The organism is Acidaminobacter sp. JC074 (assembly GCF_022496765.1).
Taxonomy (GTDB): Bacteria; Bacillota; Clostridia; order Peptostreptococcales; family Acidaminobacteraceae; genus JABXKX01.
Genome location: NZ_VANV01000013.1, coordinates 142,280 through 160,827, shown reverse-complemented (window position 1 = coordinate 160,827; position 18,548 = coordinate 142,280). Strand labels below are relative to the sequence as shown.

The following is an 18,548-nucleotide window of genomic DNA, read 5'->3' as shown; positions in this document are numbered from 1 at the left end:
AATTTAGGTGATGGAAATGTTTGGTAATAAAAGAGGTTCGACGACAGTTGAAAGTGCGCTTATTGTACCTATGATGATTTTGATTATTGTCTCGTTTATAATGATACTCTTGACCACTTATCTTTATGGTGCAGGACTACTAGAAGAACTAGACGCTTATATTGAGGATCATCATGCTATAGAATTTGAAGGTGAGATCAGAGGCGTTTTATATGAAAAAACTGTTAAGACGACCTATAAAGAAGTTTATTTGGACGCTAGGTTACTTCAAGACTGCGTTGAGTATATGATCTATCAGGCCAAGTCTTATGGTCATATGTTGGAGAAAAAAGATGAACAATAAAGGTGTAATAACGGTCAAAGTAATCTTGATGCTTTCGGCTGTCTTTCTTATTTTTTCGCTTTTAATTGCAAGTATGCAGAAGGGTTTTTATAGAAACAATACCCATAGAAATTCAAAGTTTGCCTGCCAGTCTATGTTGGCAAGTTACGATACTTATCTTTACGTTAATTATGGGCTCTATGGGATGAAAGCGAGAGAAAGAAAAGGTTATTTGCATCATGATCTTTATAAGGAAAATGAAGAAAATCCTATTTTCAGTCAACCTCTTTCAGATTATGCTGTTATAAAAAAGCAAATATCCACCTATATGAACTACCGTCTTCCAGCTAATTATCTCGAGCAGGTGCTTAATAAACTTGAAGTAATCGAAAAGGCTAAGGCGTCTCAGGATGTGATGGATAAGAAGTATATTGTTGATATAGCCCTTTCTGATTTAGGCAAGTTATTTGATAGAAGAGCCGACTTGTCTGTTAAAGTGAATGAAATATTTTTCGAAGTAAATGACTATTCACAAACGTTAGATGATATAAAGTTTGAATTCCAGACATTAAGTGAAATTTATGATCAAGCGGATCAAAACAAAAAAGCTGAGATAGAAAATGAAATAAGTGCCATACTGGATGAGTACAACTCAATTAAAGAATCTTTGGAAAAGTATAGAGATTACAATAAAGAGTTGTTTAAAGTACTTTTAAAATCATCTGATCAAATGATTTCTATTAGAAACTTGATCGAGGAGACAAGAGATTTTATTAGATCGGATAAAAAGGCATTAGATATTATTAAAGATCAACTGATAAGCAGTTTGGAGAAATCTAAGGACCAACTGATGGAGTCAGATACCTTATCCGTATCGAGTGAGTTTGAGTCGTTTATGGTTGAGACTTATCCAAATATAGAAAAATCATGGTATGGCCTATTAGAGCTTCCTTATCATAATGAACAAGTTTTAGATCAGATATTAGAGTCTTCATCCTTAGATCTGTCTGATGTCATTCAAGGTCAAGTTCCAAACCTTGACCTTGAATTAATATCTATGTATAGAAAAGTGACACAGTTAGAAGCTAAGGAAGAAAATCCTGAATCGAAAGCTTATTATAATAAACAAAAGGACCAGGCGGGAAAAGCCTTTAACTATGAGAGTGAAGGTTATGTCATTGATCGACAAACAGCGTATGAAGTGGAAGATACTGCGGATTTCTGGTCTGTTTCAGGGCTAAATCCCTTGATAGACAGTCTTAAGATCAATGAATACATCATGTCAACCTTTAAGACTGCAGCTGCCTCATCAGCAACAGACTATGATTACTTTTCTAAGTATGAAAGATCGAGTTATTTTAAACGAGGAGAGATTGAGTATATCTTAATGGGAGGCAAATCTGAAGGGCTTAATATCTCTAAGGCAGTTGGTCTGGTCTATGGTGTTAGGGTTGTTATGAATGGCATTCATGTTTATACGGATAAGGAAAAACTCCTGTTATCAGAGTCCATTGCGCTAGGGGTGGCAGGTTGGTCAGGATTTGGTGTGCCTTTGGTGGCTAATGTCATTCGCTTAGGTTGGTCATGTGGTGAGAGTGGTTTAGATGTACATGCTCTCATGAAGGGAGAAAGTGTCCCCTTTTTTAAGGTATATCCTAGTCAGTGGAAATTGGACTTAGGTATTGTATATACACCTAAGAAGCTTCCTAATTATTTTAATTTAATTGATTTTACCTATCACGACTATCTAAGGTTGATGCTTATGACCTTAAAGGACGAAACCAAACTCAAACGTGTAGTTAACTTAATTGATCTTAATACCTATAGTGAATACGGTAGTTTTGTCATGAATGAAAGATTTAACAAGGTAAGCATTGGGGCATATGGAGTTGCTTATGAATAGAGGCAGTGTTAGCGTAGAAGCTGCTATTGTTTTTCCTATAACCATTCTTATTATGGTTATGCTTGTACAAGTGATAGCTTTTTTTCCAAGTGAGGATTTAAAAGTTCAACAGGTCAACGATGCTTTAATTAGGTTAGACAGCTTGAACTACGTTTATGAGAAGGTTGGTCTTTTAACATTTGATCTACCAGAAAATCCATATAGTGATTTTATAAGTTCATCACAATCTTTTCTTAATGACCATATGGCATCGGAGATACTAGAAGCCTATTTAAAGAATGAACTCAGTAATCATGAAATCTTACTAGAGGACTTTTCTGTAACTGGTGACACAGTAAGTGGTCTTGTATCTTGGAATAAAGCTTTTGTTTTTGGCCTAAAAAAAGAATCGCATGTCAAGTTTGAACATGTCTTATGGTTGTTTGGTGATGACAAGTCTCTGTATCCAAACGAAACCTTAACCAAGACCCTTTTTAAGAATGAAGAAGAAGAAAAAACAGTCATGGTTTATAAAACCAAATCAGGTTCAAAATATCATAGGGCGGGTTGTTTTTACTTGGTAAGGTCAACAACAGATAAAAGTAAAATTGTGAAAGTTTCCTTATATGATGCCAAGCGCAAGTACTTGTTAAGCCCATGTGAAAGATGTGTAAAGGAGGGAAAGTGAAAGTTAATCAGAAGGTAGGAAGATATACAGTCACTGAAGTTATTACAGACTCTACGGCCTATTGTAGGCAGGTTGACCATGGTACGGAATGGTTTATAAAATTCTTAAAAGAGGATAGTAGGGAAGTTGACTATTTAAAACTCCTAGACCATTGTAGGATACCAAGAGTTATTGATGTATACACAAAAGATGAAGGTGTCTATTATATTATGGACCAAGTAAGAGGGGTCACACTCTATGAAAGGTTAAAGCTAAAGGATATTACTTATAAGGAAATGATACAGTCTACCATCCATCTTTGTCAGATACTTGAACACTTGCATTGTATGAATGTTGTGCATGGTGATATCAAACTGGAAAACTTGGTTTTTGATGAACAGTTTGGCATTCATTTGATTGATTTTGGATCTGCATTTATGGAAAATGATTCTGACTCATTTACTATGGATTTTGTTGCACCAGAGCGACTTTTAGATACTTATCTAGCTGATGAAAGATCAGATATATACTGTTTAGGTCTTGTTATGAAGATTATGCTAAGACATGTTAAAAAGCGGACCATAAAGGAGCTTTTTTATTTCATAAGGCTGTGTAAACTCAAACGTATTATTAAGAAGGCTATAATGGTTCAACCAGAGCGTCGATACCAAAGTGCAACAGATCTAAAAGAAAGTCTAATACATTTGAAGTTTGCGTAACAAAGTATTAAATCTTGATGATATTCTTGTCTAATGATGCCTTACTTCGTTATAATATAAGAAGTACAAATGTACTGAAGGAGTTATTATGGATGATAAGAATGTAGATATTTTACTTAAAAAAAGAAGTGAAGAAATTAAGAAGAAACGTGAAGCTGTAGACTCAGAAACACCTGTAGTTGAAGAGAATCAAGCTCACTGCGTTGATGAACAAACAGTTCAAGATACAATTGTCTCTATAAAAAAAGTTCAAAGAACAAGTATTATTTGGAAGCTAGCAGTACTTATACTGGTTATTGCCTTAAGTGTTCTATGGTTCAATAACATGAGTTTACAAGAAACCATAGAGGATTTAGAGCTAGAAGTCTTGTCTCTATTAGATGGTGGTGCTAGTCATACTTATATGGGTGACACTATCCCTTCTGAATACCTACTTATGGTAGACAATAGAATCTTGATACATGCCGATTTCGTAATGGAGCAGATTGATACGAATATCCATTATTCAAATTCTGGAACAAGGGTTTATATCCCATTAGAACAAGTTGATTATGTACTTGAAACCAAAGAAGTAACAGATTATGTTAAGGAAAATATAGTTGATATCAATATACCAATACTGACTAAAAACGGTCATAACTATATTGATTTTGAAGTGCTTAAGAAGTTATATGGACTTGATTTGATGGTCGCAACTGATGGTTCATACGCTATTTATGACCAAACCTTTGATGGCCTCAGAAAGGTAGCATCAAATATATCTTTTGTAAAAACAAGTCATGGTATGAATGTTGTAGATGAAAGCGATCCTGTTCAGATAAGTGCGATTGTTATTGATACACATGAGGATTTAAGCAAGATCATCACTGAAACCGGAAGAACAGGTTTTGTTAAAACTGTGGATTTAGAGAATTATACAGTTGATATACTTGAAACCCAGCTCAATGATGTAAGGCCTGCACATGATTATGGTGAAAATGTCAATATGACTTGGTCTCAAATCTCTGAGTACAAGAATAATCCCAACCTAAGAAACGATGAAACGATTCCTGGTTTGGATGCTATTTCACCAACTTGGTTTAGCTTAAACATCAATGGTATCATTATTAATGAAGCTGATTTTAGGTATATGAAAGATGCACAAGATAAAGGGTATGAAGTTTGGGGCTTGTTTAATAACAGCTTTAAACCATCTTGGACATCTGAAATGTTAAATGATCCAGTTTATAGAAAAAGAGCCATTGCTCAAATTGCCTTTTATGCTGCCTTGTATGATTTAGATGGTGTTAACATTGATTTTGAAAATATGTATCTAGATGACAAAGAAAAGTTTACACAGTTTATGGCTGAGTTGTCGCCAGTAATGGAAGCTCAAAATGTTACCTTGTCTATTGCGGTGACAGTACCTGGTGGTTCTGATCAATGGTCTAAAGTCTTTGATAGAGAAAACATCGTCAAACATGTGGATTATATGATGTTGATGGCCTATGATGAGTTTTGGGGATCGAGCCCAGTAAGCGGTCCAGTAGCATCTATTCCATGGGTTGAAAAAGGCATTAAAGAGACCCTTGAATTAGTACCAAATGAAAAACTTATTTTAGGTATACCTCTTTATATGAGAGTATGGAAAGAAAGCGGTGTTTCTGTCGATTCTACGGCTTTTGGTATCAAACATCTTGAGGGACTTTTAGATGATGTCGATTATGAGTCCTCTTATGATGAGGAAAACTTCTTAAACTATGTTTCTTATAGAAAAGATGATTTACTCCATAGAATCTGGCTTGAAGATGAATCTTCTATCAATAAGAGAATTACCTTGGCTAAAAAATACAAGCTGCCTGGTATAGGTTCTTGGTCAAAAGAATTTGTGGAAATGGAAACCTGGGAATATATCAATAATATTTTAGATAGATAGCGCTTAATGCGCTATTTTTTTTGAGGAAAATGAGAGTTTTTGATTGGCCCGAAGAGGGCTTTTTTCAATACTATGAGTGGATGTGTTGCATGAGTCAACAATTTGTGAAAGTATTCTTGTTTTTTTGGTAAATTGCTTGCAATTATATTAGTATGATTGTATACTATTTATAGGAAGAATAATTGTATACAATCATACGAGGAGGCGAGACTATGAAGAACATGATGGAAAGTATGTATGTGAAAGTAGACGTTTGTAAGAGATGCGAAGATGAGAAGAAAGTCAATAAATTTGGTTTATGTGAGTCTTGCGCAGCAGAAGTAGATTACGAATACGCGGTACTTTACAGAATTAAGGAAATGGAATACTAATCGATTATCGTTTGGTCATTCTAAACTGAAAGATGGTTAAAGAATTAGAAAGTCGCATAGCGACATTTCTTTTTTTTTGCCCTTCTTTTTTTTCTTGTAGTATAATGAATTAAGGAGGGGATCTTATGGTAAGAATTAGAGGACAGTCTTAACACCTTGTCCGTCCACCGCCATAATTACATTTTAGGATGTTAATTATAGAGGAGGGAATATGACGAGATTGAATAAATTAAAACGAAATATACTATATGTACAAGCTTATTATTTTTTTAGAAGCTTTATTTTTGCTTATGTTATTGAAAGACTTTTCTGGAGAAGTCGCGGTATATCTATAGCTCAAACCGTCTATATTGAGATCATTTATGGTGCTGTTATTATTTTAATGGAAGTACCAACAGGTGTTTTAGCTGACCGCTTTTCAAGAAAGAATATTATTTTATCAGGTTCGCTTTTAACCTTGATAGGTGCGGCTTTGATTTTAAATGCCTATGGCTTTGCTGCATTTGCAGGACTGATTGTTTTATCTGGTATATCAGGAGCCCTAACGAGTGGCAGTGTCACAGCCCTAATGTATGATTCTTTACAAGAAATTGGCGAGACCATGAGTTTTGAAAAGTACTTGTCTAGAATCAAGGCCATACGTTATGGTTCTGGACTATTAGCGGCAATGATCGGTGCTTATGCTGCCTCTAAGGTAAGTTTGATTTTACCTTATCAGATGTCTGTCTTTTCTTGCATGATGATGGTCATCTTTAATGCTTTGTTAACTGAGCCAAATAAATCATCTTCTGAAAATGTTACAAGTGTAAAAGAAATATTTAAGACAGCGAGAGCTGTTATAAGCAGCAAGCATTATATCCAATATATTTTTATTACAGGTGGTGCTATTGGTGCAGCCATTATTTACATTGAAGAGTTCTGGCAGAATTACATGGATGGTATCCAGGTGGATATCATCTACTTTGGACTGATCAGTGGCTTGATGTCCCTATCAGTTTTAATTGCCAGCAGCCGTACCACTAAAATCATCACTACCATTGGGACAAGACAACGTAAGAGAGTCTTTTATACATTGACCATGTTGATATCGGCAGTATCTTATGTGAGTTTATTTCTGATAAGGCATCCACTTGGTTTGCTTTTCATGTTGGTTCCAATATATATCCAAGCAGTCCTTGATACAGTCATACTCGGGGATTTACATCATAATGTTGAATCTCACTATAGAGCAACCATGGAGTCGGTCTATTCTATGTTCAACTCCTTGATGTCGGTTATACTCGGACTGGGCTTTGCCTATGCATCAAAAGTTGCAGATGTCTTTTATGGCTACTTGAGTATTGGTAGTTTCCTGATAGTCATTGTAATAGGTAAAATTATATATTTCAAAAAAAAGGCGTTGAATGAATAATTCAGCGCTTTCTTTTATATCAAATTGTGTCATATTGACATATGAATATCTCAATATGACATATATAGTGGTAATAGGGACTTGTAGTATGAATAATCTGAAAATTTTACAAATTCACATGTCAAGTTGACATGTTGCAAAATTAAATATTAACCTTAAGCCTTGAAAATACATGATTTTAAAGTTGGCACCAGTATTGCATATATGTAATGTGTCAATATAAAAATTACAAGGAGGCTTATGTTATGAGTTCAAAGGTAGAATTTCTCTATCTACAACAAGAAGATTGTATCAAGGCAGGCGGTCTTGATATGGCAGGTTGCATGAAGGCAACTGAACGTTCATTTTTCCTACATGGTAAGAAGGCATTTATTCAACCAGGGAAACCAGTTATCAGATGGGGTGGTCCTGAAACAGAAGAAACAACCGGTAGAATCATGTCTATGCCATCTTATTTAGGTGGTCAGGAATATGAGGAGGAACTAAAGGAAAGAGATTTATTGGGACCAGTAAATACATCAGGTATCAAGTGGATTCCTTCAAAACCTCATAATCCCAGCAAATATAACCTACCAAGAGCAAATGCGGTTATTACAATCGTAGATCCAGACACTTTAATGCCGGTATGTATCATGGATGGTACAGTCGTATCAGCTATGAGAACAGGTGCAGCATCTGGTGTTGCTGCTAAGTATCTGGCAAATCCCGATTCTAAAGTCATGGGACTTGTGGGTGCGTCTGTTCAAGGTAAAACACAGGCAATGGCTATCAAAGCAGGTGTTCCTTCTTTAGAAGTCTTAAAAGTCTTTGACATCAACAGAGCGACATCTGAGAAATTTGTAGAAGAAATGAAAGATCAACTAGGCATGGAACTGGTTGTAGTGGATTCTGCTGAAGAAGCATTTAGAGGTTCTGATGTAATCTCTACTGCGACAATGGCCAAAGAGCCATACGTAAAAGCTGAGTGGTATAAAGAAGGTGCTTTACACTGTGAAATCTCTTTCTGGGATACACCGGCTGAAGCTTTAAAAATAATGGATAAAGTTGTGGTAGACGATTGGTATCAAGTATCGCACCATGGCGTAGATGTAAGCTATCGCGCAGTGAGGGACGGCGTGATTAGTGAAGATAAAATCCTCGGTAATATGGGTGATATTGTTGTAGGCAATATTCCAGGCAGACAAAGCAAGTCGGAAAGAATTTTCTTTAATCCGATCGGCATGGGGATACATGATCTTTCAGAAGCTTTCAGAGTTTATGAAAATGCAAAGGAAATGGGTATCGGTAGAAAACTGCCGCTATGGGAAAATCCTGCATTGGTATAAAAAATGTCCCTCTTAGGAGGGACTTTTGAGTCAATTAAAGAAGATTAAAGAAACTGCCAAACAAGTGGCAAATGCACTTTCGGAAGCCTTACAATTCGACATTGAAATTGTAGATGAAAATCTTGAAATCATTGTTTTAAGTGATCATGCGCCAAAACCTAAACAGGACTTTTATTATGATTCTGGTATCGTCAGTCGCATACTTTTTAAGGAAAATGGACCTAAGATGGTCATGATATCCGATCCAGGTAATGATCCAAGATGTGAGGGTTGTATCAGATATAGTAACTGTTCTTATAAAACAGCTATTTATTCTGTGATTAAAAATGATGATAAAATCATTGGGGCTATGGGGATTGCAACTAGAAAAGAAGACCTTAAGGATCGCTTGATTTCAGAAGCTGATAAAATGCAAAATTTCATTCAAATCATGTCGGAACTCTTGGCTTCAAAGGCAAAAGAGTATGATATTTACTCCAAGCTTCAAGCAGATGCTCAGCTTCTAGATATGGTCATTAACAACATTGACAAGGGTGTTGTAACCCTTGATGCAAACTTAAATATTCTTAGAATCAATAACAAACTTATCAAGCAACTTAACCTACCTATAGAAAAGTATCTACATAGGCATATCAGTCTTTTATTTGACTCACTAGGCAAGGAAAGACAAGAAATACTCGAAACAAAATCGCTAGAAATTGAGATAGATGATTCTAAATATTTCTTCATGATCTCATTTAATCCCTTATATACCAATAAGGGGCTTAATGGTTTTGCAATGATTATGGATGATCTTGAAGAAGTCCATCAGATGTCTTACAAACTCTTACAAAAGCAAGATGAAATTTTACTTAAAAGTATTATAGGGGAATCATCTGCGATTAGAATGTTGAAAGAAAAAATTAAGGCGATTGTTAATTTAGATTCTACAGTCCTTTTATATGGAGAAACAGGTACTGGTAAGGAGTTATTTGCAAGAGCGCTTCACTTTGAAAGTGAAAGAAGAAATGGCCCATTTGTATCCATTAACTGCGGAGCTATACCTGAATCACTTATTGAAAGTGAGTTGTTTGGTTACGATAAAGGTACCTTTACGGGTGCTGATAAAATCGGTAAACACGGTAAGTTCTTTTTAGCCAATAAGGGGACCATCTTATTAGATGAAGTAGAAAATATGCCATTACACTTGCAGCAGAAGATGTTACGCGTTATTGAAAGAAAACAGATAGAACGTATAGGTAGTGTAGAAAGTATTCCTATAGATGTTAGGATAATAGCCGCAACCAATGAACGCTTAGATGTTTTGGTTGAACGCAACCAATTTAGAGAAGACTTGTTCCATCGATTAAACGTATTCAGCTTAATGATTCCCAACTTGAAGAATCGAGAAAATGACCTTTTTATTCTGACTGATTACTTTATAAAACTCTTTAACAAGAAGTTTGGCAAATACATTCTTGACATTTCCGATGAAGTAAGAAGGGTATTTTATCAGTATGAATGGAAAGGCAACATAAGGGAACTTCAAAATACAATAGAGTATGCTGTACATATGGAAAAAGACGATTATATCACCCTTAAAAGCTTACCTTATCAATTCCATGAAAAAGAAGTTGAAAGTAGGTTTAAAACCCTTGAGGCATTAGAGTGGGATCATATAAAGGCAACGCTTGATTACTTTGGATGGCATGAAGAAGGTCGTCTTAAAGCTGCTCAGGAACTGGGAATCAGTCGTTCTACAATCTATAGAAAAATTAGTAAAATGAACAAGGAGACGTGATGAAACCTTTAATAGGTATTAGCTCATATGAGATAGACAAAGAAAGAGGAGCCTATATTACTGTGAATGACTTTTATTCACAAGCTGTCATTGCAGCAGGTGGCATACCTGTTGTAATACCTACAATTAGGCAACTTGAAGAGGCAGAAATATATGCCAAGAGACTAGATGGTCTAGTTTTAACAGGGGGAAATGAAAATATATCACCGAGGTATTATGAAAAGGACCTTAATAAGGAGATTGATTATATCAACCCACCACGAGACGAGTGGGAAATAGCACTTATTAAATTCTTTGAAAATAACAATAAACCCATACTTGGGATTTGTAGAGGCATGCAGCTTATTAATGTATCGCGTAATGGCAGCCTGTTTAGTAATGTACACAATAGGGAAAACTCTATTGGTCATTTTGCCGGAAAAACAAATATGAAGTTTCCGGTTCACACCATAAAAATTGAAGCTGATTCCAAACTTTATGAAAGTTTAGGGCATGAAGCTGAAGTCAATTCTTATCATTACCAGGGCATCAATGGTCTGGGAGATGGTCTGAAAGTTGTTGCAATGAGTCGTGATGGCCTAATTGAGGCCATTGAAGACGATTCAAAAAAATTCTTACAAGGTGTTCAGTGGCACCCTGAAGCCATGATAGAAACTCATTCCATGAAAGAATTATTTTCTAACTTTATCAAGTTCACACATCCTAAATAATAAGATTTTTCTGAAAAATCTTGTAAAGACCAATTTCGTGTGCTAGTATATATGCATAAGATATTTGGAATGCATTCCGCAATACGGAATGAGAGGTGGTTAAAATTAGAATTGAAGCGTTTCAGGATATAAAAACTTTCACAGAAGTGACAGTGATTGAAGACAGAAATGAAGTGTATTACATTACAACTTCAATGTCACTTGATAAAAATACATATGTCAATGAACTGTGGTGTACCAACCTACTTACAAAAAATAGTCAAAAGCTTTTGCTTGAGTCCCCTAGTCTAATCAGAAGAGGAGACAATGGCTTACTGGTTTATACAGGATCACACACAATCTACAAAATTAATTTAACTGACAAGTCAAGTCATGTTTGGGACAAAGTCAACCAAGAGATTCTTGATTTTGAGTACGATGATCATTTGATGTATCAGTTCTCAGTAAAGGAAAATCAATATGATTCTTCCTCGAATGCTTACAAACATATGGGGCTAAAATCATATGGAAAGTTCGCCATTCGTGGTAAGGAAAGCATGGATTTGCTTGGTGGAGATGTCTATCAGTTTAACTACAATAAGACTTTGAAGAAAGCTCTTGTAGTGACATTTGACTTGGGGTTAAAACCGATTTGGAACAGTATATATCTTTTAGACTTAAAAACCTTTGAAACAAAACTCATCTCAAAAGAGCAGTACAGAGTTGGAGATGCACTTTTACTAGACAATGGCCATATTTTGATGACGGCCTGTGATATGAAAAAAAATAGTAGAAATGATGATAAGTCTTTAATTGAGATGGATATGGATGGACAAGTTTTAAAAGTATCAGATTGTGGCTGTAGCTTTGAAGAAATGGGGGTTTACACAGACTGTCATACTTTTAAGGGTAAAAGGGCTAAGTATAAGAAGAAAGCTGCATTTGTTTCTGTTGATAAAGATGGTGAGAACATATTTGAGTGGCCGACCAGACGTAGCTTAGTAAATTTATACAGCATTGATTCTTTTGATTTTTATAAAGATGCTTATATAGCTGTTGGCCTTAAAGGGACTGACTTACAAGAACTCTATTACTTGACTGACGACTGTGAACGGATAACAGACCATAATCAAGCGCTTTCGAGTCTTGCTTTACAGCCTAAGTTTCTTGATGGCAGCATGCCTGGCTGGGTTATTGAGCCTGTAGTGAAAACTGAAAAAGCACCTGCTGTCTTAGTCATACATGGCGGTCCAAAGGGGATGTACAAGCCTGCCTTTTCATTTGATTTACAAGTATTGGCCTCAAAAGGTTATTATGTGATATTTACAAATCCACCAGGTAGCGATGGGTATGGCAATGACTATTCAAACATCCGAGGTGTGTTTGGCTCACTGCCTTATAAAGAGTTGATGACTTACTTAGATGAGGTTTTAGATCAATATCCTCAAATAGATAAAAGCAGAATTGGCTTGATGGGCGGCTCTTATGGAGGCTACTTGACCAACTACATCATTACTAGAACAGATAGGTTTAAAGCAGCAATTTCTGCAAGGGGCATCAGTTCCATGATCAATTCTTTTATGTCATCGGACATAGGGTTTGAATATGTTTATGAGTATATGGATGGCAAAACACCTTGGTCACATAGAAAGGACTTTCTTGAAGCTTCACCCCTATATGATTGTGAACTAATCAAAACACCAACCTTGTTTTTACACGGTGAAAAAGATAAGCGCTGTCATGTGACTGAATCGCTTAATATGTATCATGCACTCACGTATCTAGGAATAGAAACTGGGATTAGGATATTTGAAGATGAAGGACATGGTTTTGTTAGAAGTGGACAGCCAAGACACCGTTTAGAACGCTATCAACTGATGATAACTTGGTTTAGAAAGCACTTGCAGGAGGGAATATGAACTCGCTAGAACTACTAAAAAAATTGGTAAAGATGGATACATCAACTGTAGACAAGGCAAATGAATGTATTGAGTTTTGTCAGGTATATCTAAAGTTTTTTGACATAGATTCAGAAATTATTGTCAGTAACCAAAAGAAATCTCTTGTAGCGACAGTGGGTTCTGGCGACAAATGTATTGTTTTAAATGGTCATATTGATGTGGTGTCTGCTGATTCAAGCCAGTTTGAACCTTATGTAGAGGATAATTTGTTTTATGGACGAGGTGCTTCAGATATGAAGGCTGGTGTTGTTGCCATCATACACGCATTTATAAAAATGAAAGATGCGTCCAATGTAAAAGTGATGCTTCAATTGGTATCTGACGAAGAGGTTGGCGGTCATAACGGTACCAAGGTACTTGTAGAAAAAGGTTATACAGGTGATTTTGTTATTTGTACTGAGCCAACTCAAATGGCTATTTCTACAAGAGCTAAAGGCATCTTGCAAGTAGATATGATTACTTATGGAAAGGCTGCTCATGGCTCTAGGCCTTGGCTAGGAGAAAATGCCATAGAAAAAGCTTATGAGAACTTTAAGAAGATAAAATCCTTACCTATTTTGAAGATAGGTGATGATATATTTGAAAACTCTAGTGTTAATTTATCTATCTCACAAGGAGGAGATATATACAATCGTGTACCGGACTATCATAAGATGGGCATTGATATCAGATATGTACCTCACTTAGATCCAGAAGAGATTTTAAATGACATTAGAAATGTAATAGAAGGTGATGTTCAAGTTGTTCAAATGGAGCCAGGTATCTTGGTTTCAACAGACAATTTTTACATAGATAGAATTAAAGAGGCATTTAAACGTGCACATTATGAGGATGTTAAGATTTTTGGACAGCATGGTTCATCTGATGTTAGGTTTTTTTCTACTTTGAATATACCTGCAATTGAAGTTGGACCAAAAGGTGGTAACTGGCATGGTAAAGATGAATACGTTGATCTTGAGACGCTTGAGTTACTGGAGAATTTACTTGTAGATTTCTTAATGAACTTATAATGGCATTAAAAATGTCTGGGGGAGAAAAAGAAGGAGAAGAAAATGATTAAAAAGTGTTTGGTACTATTTCTGGTCTGTATGATGGTATTATCATCGGTTGTGGCTTGTAGTCAGAATCAAGATTCTGCTACTGCTAGCGGTAATAATAGCTTAGGCGAATCAACTGAAACTCAAGAAGTCTTAAAAGAAGATCTGACGGTTGCAATAAGTGCTGATATAGCATCACTTGATCCTCAAGGTCATAATGACACAAAATCTGAGTTAGTTACAAATGTGTTATTCAATCGTTTGTTTAGATTAAACCAAGATTTTGGCATTGACCCAGATTTGGCTGAGGAGTGGAGTCAACCATCTCCAACTGAATGGGTAATCAAAATCAAAGAAGGCGTTAAGTTCCATGATGGCAGTGAAATGAAGGCTAGCGATGTTAAGTTTTCTTTTGAAAGATCAAAGGAAATGCCTAAGGTACAGCATGTTTTAGCTGAAATGGACACCATTGAAGTGGTAGACGACTATACAGTTAAGATTACAACTAAGACTGCCTTTGCACCTTTCTTATACACGTTAGCCCACGCGGGTGCTTCGATCATTCCAGAGGCTTATGTAAATGCAGGTGGTAATTTTGATGATCCAATTGGTACGGGTCCATACAAGTTTGTTTCATGGGCTTCAGGTGACAAGATTGTGGTAGAAAAGTTTGATGGCTATTTTGATGAAAACAATATGGGCCACATGAAGAAAATCACTTTTAGAGTTATTCCTGAAGGTACTTCAAGAACAATTGCTTTAGAAACTGGTGAAGTGGACCTTGTTCAAGAATTAGAAACAATTGATATGCCTAAAGTAGAAGAAGCTCAAAACTTATCTGTTTATACAACAGAATCTACTAGAGTTGACTTCTTTGCAGTAAACAATGAAAAACCACCATTTGATAACAAGTTGGTAAGACAAGCACTTAACTATGCAATTGATAAACAAGCGATTATGATTGTTGCAATCAATGGCGCAGGTGCAGAAGCAAAATCGGTATTAGCACCTTCTATGTTAGGTTATAAAGGTTCTGATTACTCATATGATCCAGAAAAAGCAAAAGCGTTACTTGCTGAAGCCGGCTTCGAAAACGGTTTTGAAATGACAATCTGGGCATCAGGTGATGAGAGAAAGAGAATCGCAGAAGTTATTCAAGCCAACTTATTAGAAGTAGGTATCACGGCTTCAATTGAAATGTACGAGTGGGCGACTTACATTGATCTATTAATGAAGGGTGAAGAGGAATCGTTAATTATCGGTTGGTCTTCTAATCCAGATCCAGATCAAACATTAACACCTTTATACCACTCAAGCAATATAGGTGGATTTAACTTCTCAAGAATCAACGATTCTAAGATTGATGAGTTAATTGAGACAGCAAGAGTAGAAATGGATTTAGACAAACGTATTGCTATGTACAATGAATTCCATGAGTATATTATGGATGAAGCACCAATCGTACCGCTATTTGTTAAGTTCAATGTTGTAGGTGCAAATGCTGCACTTAAGGATGTTGAACTAAGTCCACAAGGCTTGTTTAATCTTGAAAAAATTCATTACTAAAAAATGTGGATGAAACACTTCGGTGTTTCGTCCACTTCTAAAGTAGAGCTTGTGGGGGAAAGATGGCTAAATATGTTTTAAGAAGACTTTTGATGATGTTACCTGTTATGCTTGGTGTCACATTTGTTGTTTTTTTTATCATCAGTTTAACACCTGGTGATCCAGCAACAATGATTCTTGGCGAAGGTGCAACAGAAGAAGCAGTACAGGAATTACGAGAAGAAATGGGTTTGAATGATCCATTGATCGTACAATACTTTAATTATGTAAAGAATTTATTAAGAGGAGATTTTGGTACCTCTTATTCAACGGGAAAAAGTGTTTGGTCTGACATCAGTTCAAGATTTCCAAATACATTTGTCTTGACCATATCTGCAATTGTCTTGTCGGTCATAATTTCTATACCGATTGGTGTTATATCAGCTACGAGACAGTATTCCATATTTGATAATGTGGGCATGGTCCTTGCACTGGTTGGTATATCCATGCCTTCATTCTGGACAGGCCTGATATTAATCATTTTATTCTCGTTAAAACTTGGATGGTTCCCGTCAGGTGGTATGGATTCTTGGTTGAGTTTGATTCTACCGGCATTTACGCTGGCGGTTGCATCTATGGCATCCATCACAAGAACAACAAGGTCTTCCATGTTAGAAGTTATTAGACAGGATTATATCTCTACTGCCAAGGCTAAAGGTGTCAGTAGAAAAGTTGTTGTTAGAAAACATGCCTTGAAAAATGCATTAATTCCAGCCATAACGGTTATTGGATTAGAGTTTGGTGTTTTACTTGGTGGCGCAGTTTTAACGGAAACGGTATTCTCATGGCCAGGTATCGGTAGATTGATGGTAACGGCTATACAAAGTAAAGACTTGCCTATGGTACTAGGCTGTGTTCTAGTATTTGCCCTGTCTTTTTCAATTGTTAACTTAATCATCGATATACTGTATTCATTTATCGATCCAAGAATAAAAGCGAATTATAGTTAGGAGTTACAATGAGTGCAAATGTTTCAATAAATAGTGTTGAAGTCAAGACACGAGTGAAAAAAAGAAGTCAATATGCAGATGTCTGGAGACGACTTAAGAAAAGTCGAACAGCCATGTTTGGTATTGTATTAATTTTAGCGTTCATTGCCATGGCTATATTTGCAGATGTCATTGCAGATTATGATAATGATGCTATAAAACTGAATGTTTTAGAAAGATTAGAAGGACCAAGTGCCAAGCACTGGTTTGGTACAGATGAGTACGGTAGAGATATTTTTGCGAGAATTGTATTTGGTACAAGAATATCTTTATTCGTAGGTATTATATCAGTTGGTATTGCCCTCAGTATTGGTGGTACCTTAGGGGCTGTAGCCGGCTATTATGGCGGTAAGCTAGATAATATTATCATGCGTTGTTTGGATGTCTTATTAGCCATTCCAACCATCCTTTTAGCCATAACGATTGTTGCCTCCCTTGGCGCTAGTATTTTAAACCTAATGATAGCCGTGGGTATTTCTAATATACCTGGATTTGCAAGAGTCGTTCGTGCAGCGGTCTTAAGTGTTAAGGATCAAGAGTTTATAGAAGCAGCTAAGGCTATTGGCGCTAAGGATCATGTTATTATTTTAAAACATGTTATTCCAAACTCCCTAGCACCAATTATTGTTTATGGTACTTTAAAGGTAGCAACTGCAATTATGGCAACTGCTGCACTTAGTTTTATCGGTTTAGGTGTACAGCCTCCAACACCTGAATGGGGATCTATGCTTGCTGGAGGTAGAGCTTATATGAGAGATCAAATGTATCTGGTTATGTTCCCAGGTTTAGCAATTGTGCTGACTGTATTGTCGCTTAATTTAATAGGTGATGGTCTAAGAGATGCACTAGATCCAAAGTTGAAATAGGGAGGATTTATGTCAGATAACATTTTGAATATAGAAGATCTTTTTATACAGTTCAATACTGATGATGGTGTTGTAAAGGCTCTAAACGGTGTTAGTTTAAACATCAAAAGAGGAAAGACACTTGGACTTGTTGGTGAAACAGGTGCAGGAAAAACAACAACTGCTCGTTCTATACTTAGGTTGGTACAGTCACCACCAGGTGAAATTGTAAGAGGTCAAATTACACTAGATAATATGGACATCATGGGTATGTCGGAAAATGATGTTGAAAAAATACGTGGTTCTGTTGTTTCGATGATATTCCAGGACCCTATGACGGCTCTAAATCCTGTTATATCTGTTGGCGAGCAAATTGCTGAGGCCATTGCCATCCATAAGGAAATGCCTTTAAAGGAAGCCATGGTTGAAGCTGAAAAAATGCTTGAAATGGTAGGTATTCCAGGATCGAGAAAGAACGAGTATCCACATCAGTTTTCAGGTGGTATGAAGCAAAGGGTTATCATTGCAATTGCCTTGTCATGCAGTCCTAAACTTTTGATTGCAGATGAACCGACAACTGCACTGGATGTTACCATTCAGGCACAGGTACTGGAACTTATGAAAAAGCTTAAAGAAGAGATGAACATGTCTATGTTGATGATCACTCATGATTTAGGTGTTGTTGTTGAAGTGTGTGATGAAGTGGCTATCATGTATGCAGGTAGAATTGTTGAAAAAGGTAATCTTGTAGATATCTACAGACATACAAAACATCCATATACAGAGGGACTTTTTAACTCGATACCTAATATTGATGATAGAAAGGCTGTTTTAAAACCAATTAAAGGCTTGATGTCAGATCCAAGTAAGTTGCCAGAGGGCTGTGCATTTTATGACAGGTGTGAATATGCAATGATAGATTGTAAAAACAAACAACCTGAGGTTCTAAAGCTGTCAGAAACCCATACAGTGGCTTGTCATTTGTACCAAAATGATCCAGAGTTTAAGTTGGACATGTTGAAGGAGTAAT

Annotated in this window: 16 protein-coding genes; all 16 read left to right on the top strand. The window is 36.2% G+C overall.

The window, feature by feature from the left end; translation table 11 throughout:
- The first annotated feature begins 16 nt into the window (after window positions 1–16).
- The 16 genes from EZV73_RS15805 (at window position 17) to EZV73_RS15730 (ending at window position 18,547) form a co-directional block, all read left to right on the top strand.
- Entirely contained in the window at window positions 17–343 is a 327-nt protein-coding gene (locus EZV73_RS15805) for a TadE/TadG family type IV pilus assembly protein (protein ID WP_240841371.1), read from the top strand.
- On the top strand, window positions 333–2,225 hold the full coding sequence (locus EZV73_RS15800) for a DUF5702 domain-containing protein (protein ID WP_240841370.1): 1,893 nt from the start codon (window positions 333–335) through the stop codon (window positions 2,223–2,225). Before EZV73_RS15805 ends, EZV73_RS15800 begins: the two co-directional genes overlap by 11 nt.
- Complete coding sequence (locus EZV73_RS15795; RefSeq protein ID WP_240841369.1) at window positions 2,218–2,892, top strand: TadE family protein; 675 nt, start codon at window positions 2,218–2,220, stop codon at window positions 2,890–2,892. The genes EZV73_RS15800 and EZV73_RS15795 overlap by 8 nt, the downstream gene beginning before the upstream one ends.
- Entirely contained in the window at window positions 2,889–3,590 is a 702-nt protein-coding gene (locus EZV73_RS15790) for a protein kinase (RefSeq protein WP_240841368.1), read from the top strand. The genes EZV73_RS15795 and EZV73_RS15790 overlap by 4 nt, the downstream gene beginning before the upstream one ends.
- A gap of 88 nt (window positions 3,591–3,678) precedes the next feature.
- A complete protein-coding gene (locus tag EZV73_RS15785) occupies window positions 3,679–5,505 on the top strand; it encodes a glycosyl hydrolase family 18 protein (RefSeq protein WP_240841367.1) in 1,827 nt (608 codons plus the stop codon).
- Window positions 5,506–5,717: 212 nt separating this feature from the next.
- Window positions 5,718–5,876 (top strand): hypothetical protein, encoded by a 159-nt coding sequence (locus tag EZV73_RS15780; protein WP_240841366.1) that lies wholly within the window; start codon window positions 5,718–5,720, stop codon window positions 5,874–5,876.
- Between the two features lie 211 nt (window positions 5,877–6,087).
- Entirely contained in the window at window positions 6,088–7,287 is a 1,200-nt protein-coding gene (locus EZV73_RS15775) for an MFS transporter (protein ID WP_240841365.1), read from the top strand.
- Between the two features lie 245 nt (window positions 7,288–7,532).
- Window positions 7,533–8,612: an ornithine cyclodeaminase family protein gene (locus EZV73_RS15770; RefSeq protein WP_240841364.1), complete on the top strand. Its 1,080-nt coding sequence runs from the start codon at window positions 7,533–7,535 to the stop codon at window positions 8,610–8,612.
- Window positions 8,613–8,637: 25 nt separating this feature from the next.
- On the top strand, window positions 8,638–10,392 hold the full coding sequence (locus tag EZV73_RS15765) for a sigma-54-dependent Fis family transcriptional regulator (protein ID WP_240841363.1): 1,755 nt from the start codon (window positions 8,638–8,640) through the stop codon (window positions 10,390–10,392).
- Window positions 10,392–11,102 (top strand): gamma-glutamyl-gamma-aminobutyrate hydrolase family protein, encoded by a 711-nt coding sequence (locus EZV73_RS15760; RefSeq protein ID WP_240841362.1) that lies wholly within the window; start codon window positions 10,392–10,394, stop codon window positions 11,100–11,102. The genes EZV73_RS15765 and EZV73_RS15760 overlap by 1 nt, the downstream gene beginning before the upstream one ends.
- 95 nt (window positions 11,103–11,197) lie before the next feature.
- Window positions 11,198–13,000 (top strand): S9 family peptidase, encoded by a 1,803-nt coding sequence (locus tag EZV73_RS28900; RefSeq protein WP_240841361.1) that lies wholly within the window; start codon window positions 11,198–11,200, stop codon window positions 12,998–13,000.
- A complete protein-coding gene (locus EZV73_RS15750; protein WP_240841360.1) occupies window positions 12,997–14,052 on the top strand; it encodes a M20 family metallopeptidase in 1,056 nt (351 codons plus the stop codon). Before EZV73_RS28900 ends, EZV73_RS15750 begins: the two co-directional genes overlap by 4 nt.
- A gap of 42 nt (window positions 14,053–14,094) precedes the next feature.
- Window positions 14,095–15,645 (top strand): ABC transporter substrate-binding protein, encoded by a 1,551-nt coding sequence (locus tag EZV73_RS15745; protein WP_240841359.1) that lies wholly within the window; start codon window positions 14,095–14,097, stop codon window positions 15,643–15,645.
- Window positions 15,646–15,707: 62 nt separating this feature from the next.
- Complete coding sequence (nikB, locus tag EZV73_RS15740) at window positions 15,708–16,634, top strand: nickel ABC transporter permease (RefSeq protein WP_240841358.1); 927 nt, start codon at window positions 15,708–15,710, stop codon at window positions 16,632–16,634.
- A gap of 8 nt (window positions 16,635–16,642) precedes the next feature.
- On the top strand, window positions 16,643–17,539 hold the full coding sequence (locus EZV73_RS15735) for an ABC transporter permease (RefSeq protein WP_240841357.1): 897 nt from the start codon (window positions 16,643–16,645) through the stop codon (window positions 17,537–17,539).
- A 9-nt stretch (window positions 17,540–17,548) separates the two neighbouring features.
- Window positions 17,549–18,547: an ABC transporter ATP-binding protein gene (locus tag EZV73_RS15730; protein ID WP_240841356.1), complete on the top strand. Its 999-nt coding sequence runs from the start codon at window positions 17,549–17,551 to the stop codon at window positions 18,545–18,547.
- Window position 18,548: the final 1 nt, after the last annotated feature.

Bases quoted from the DNA above. Each gene is read 5' to 3' on its own strand.
- EZV73_RS15760 (WP_240841362.1), top strand. From the start codon at position 10,392: ATGAAACCTTTAATAGGTATTAGCTCATATGAGATAGACAAAGAAAGA.
- EZV73_RS15735 (WP_240841357.1), top strand. From the start codon at position 16,643: ATGAGTGCAAATGTTTCAATAAATAGTGTTGAAGTCAAGACACGAGTG.
- EZV73_RS15805 (WP_240841371.1), top strand. From the start codon at position 17: ATGTTTGGTAATAAAAGAGGTTCGACGACAGTTGAAAGTGCGCTTATT.
- nikB (WP_240841358.1), top strand. From the start codon at position 15,708: ATGGCTAAATATGTTTTAAGAAGACTTTTGATGATGTTACCTGTTATG.
- EZV73_RS15730 (WP_240841356.1), top strand. From the start codon at position 17,549: ATGTCAGATAACATTTTGAATATAGAAGATCTTTTTATACAGTTCAAT.
- EZV73_RS15775 (WP_240841365.1), top strand. From the start codon at position 6,088: ATGACGAGATTGAATAAATTAAAACGAAATATACTATATGTACAAGCT.
- EZV73_RS15785 (WP_240841367.1), top strand. From the start codon at position 3,679: ATGGATGATAAGAATGTAGATATTTTACTTAAAAAAAGAAGTGAAGAA.
- EZV73_RS15770 (WP_240841364.1), top strand. From the start codon at position 7,533: ATGAGTTCAAAGGTAGAATTTCTCTATCTACAACAAGAAGATTGTATC.
- EZV73_RS15750 (WP_240841360.1), top strand. From the start codon at position 12,997: ATGAACTCGCTAGAACTACTAAAAAAATTGGTAAAGATGGATACATCA.
- EZV73_RS15780 (WP_240841366.1), top strand. From the start codon at position 5,718: ATGAAGAACATGATGGAAAGTATGTATGTGAAAGTAGACGTTTGTAAG.
- EZV73_RS15795 (WP_240841369.1), top strand. From the start codon at position 2,218: ATGAATAGAGGCAGTGTTAGCGTAGAAGCTGCTATTGTTTTTCCTATA.
- EZV73_RS15800 (WP_240841370.1), top strand. From the start codon at position 333: ATGAACAATAAAGGTGTAATAACGGTCAAAGTAATCTTGATGCTTTCG.
- EZV73_RS15745 (WP_240841359.1), top strand. From the start codon at position 14,095: ATGATTAAAAAGTGTTTGGTACTATTTCTGGTCTGTATGATGGTATTA.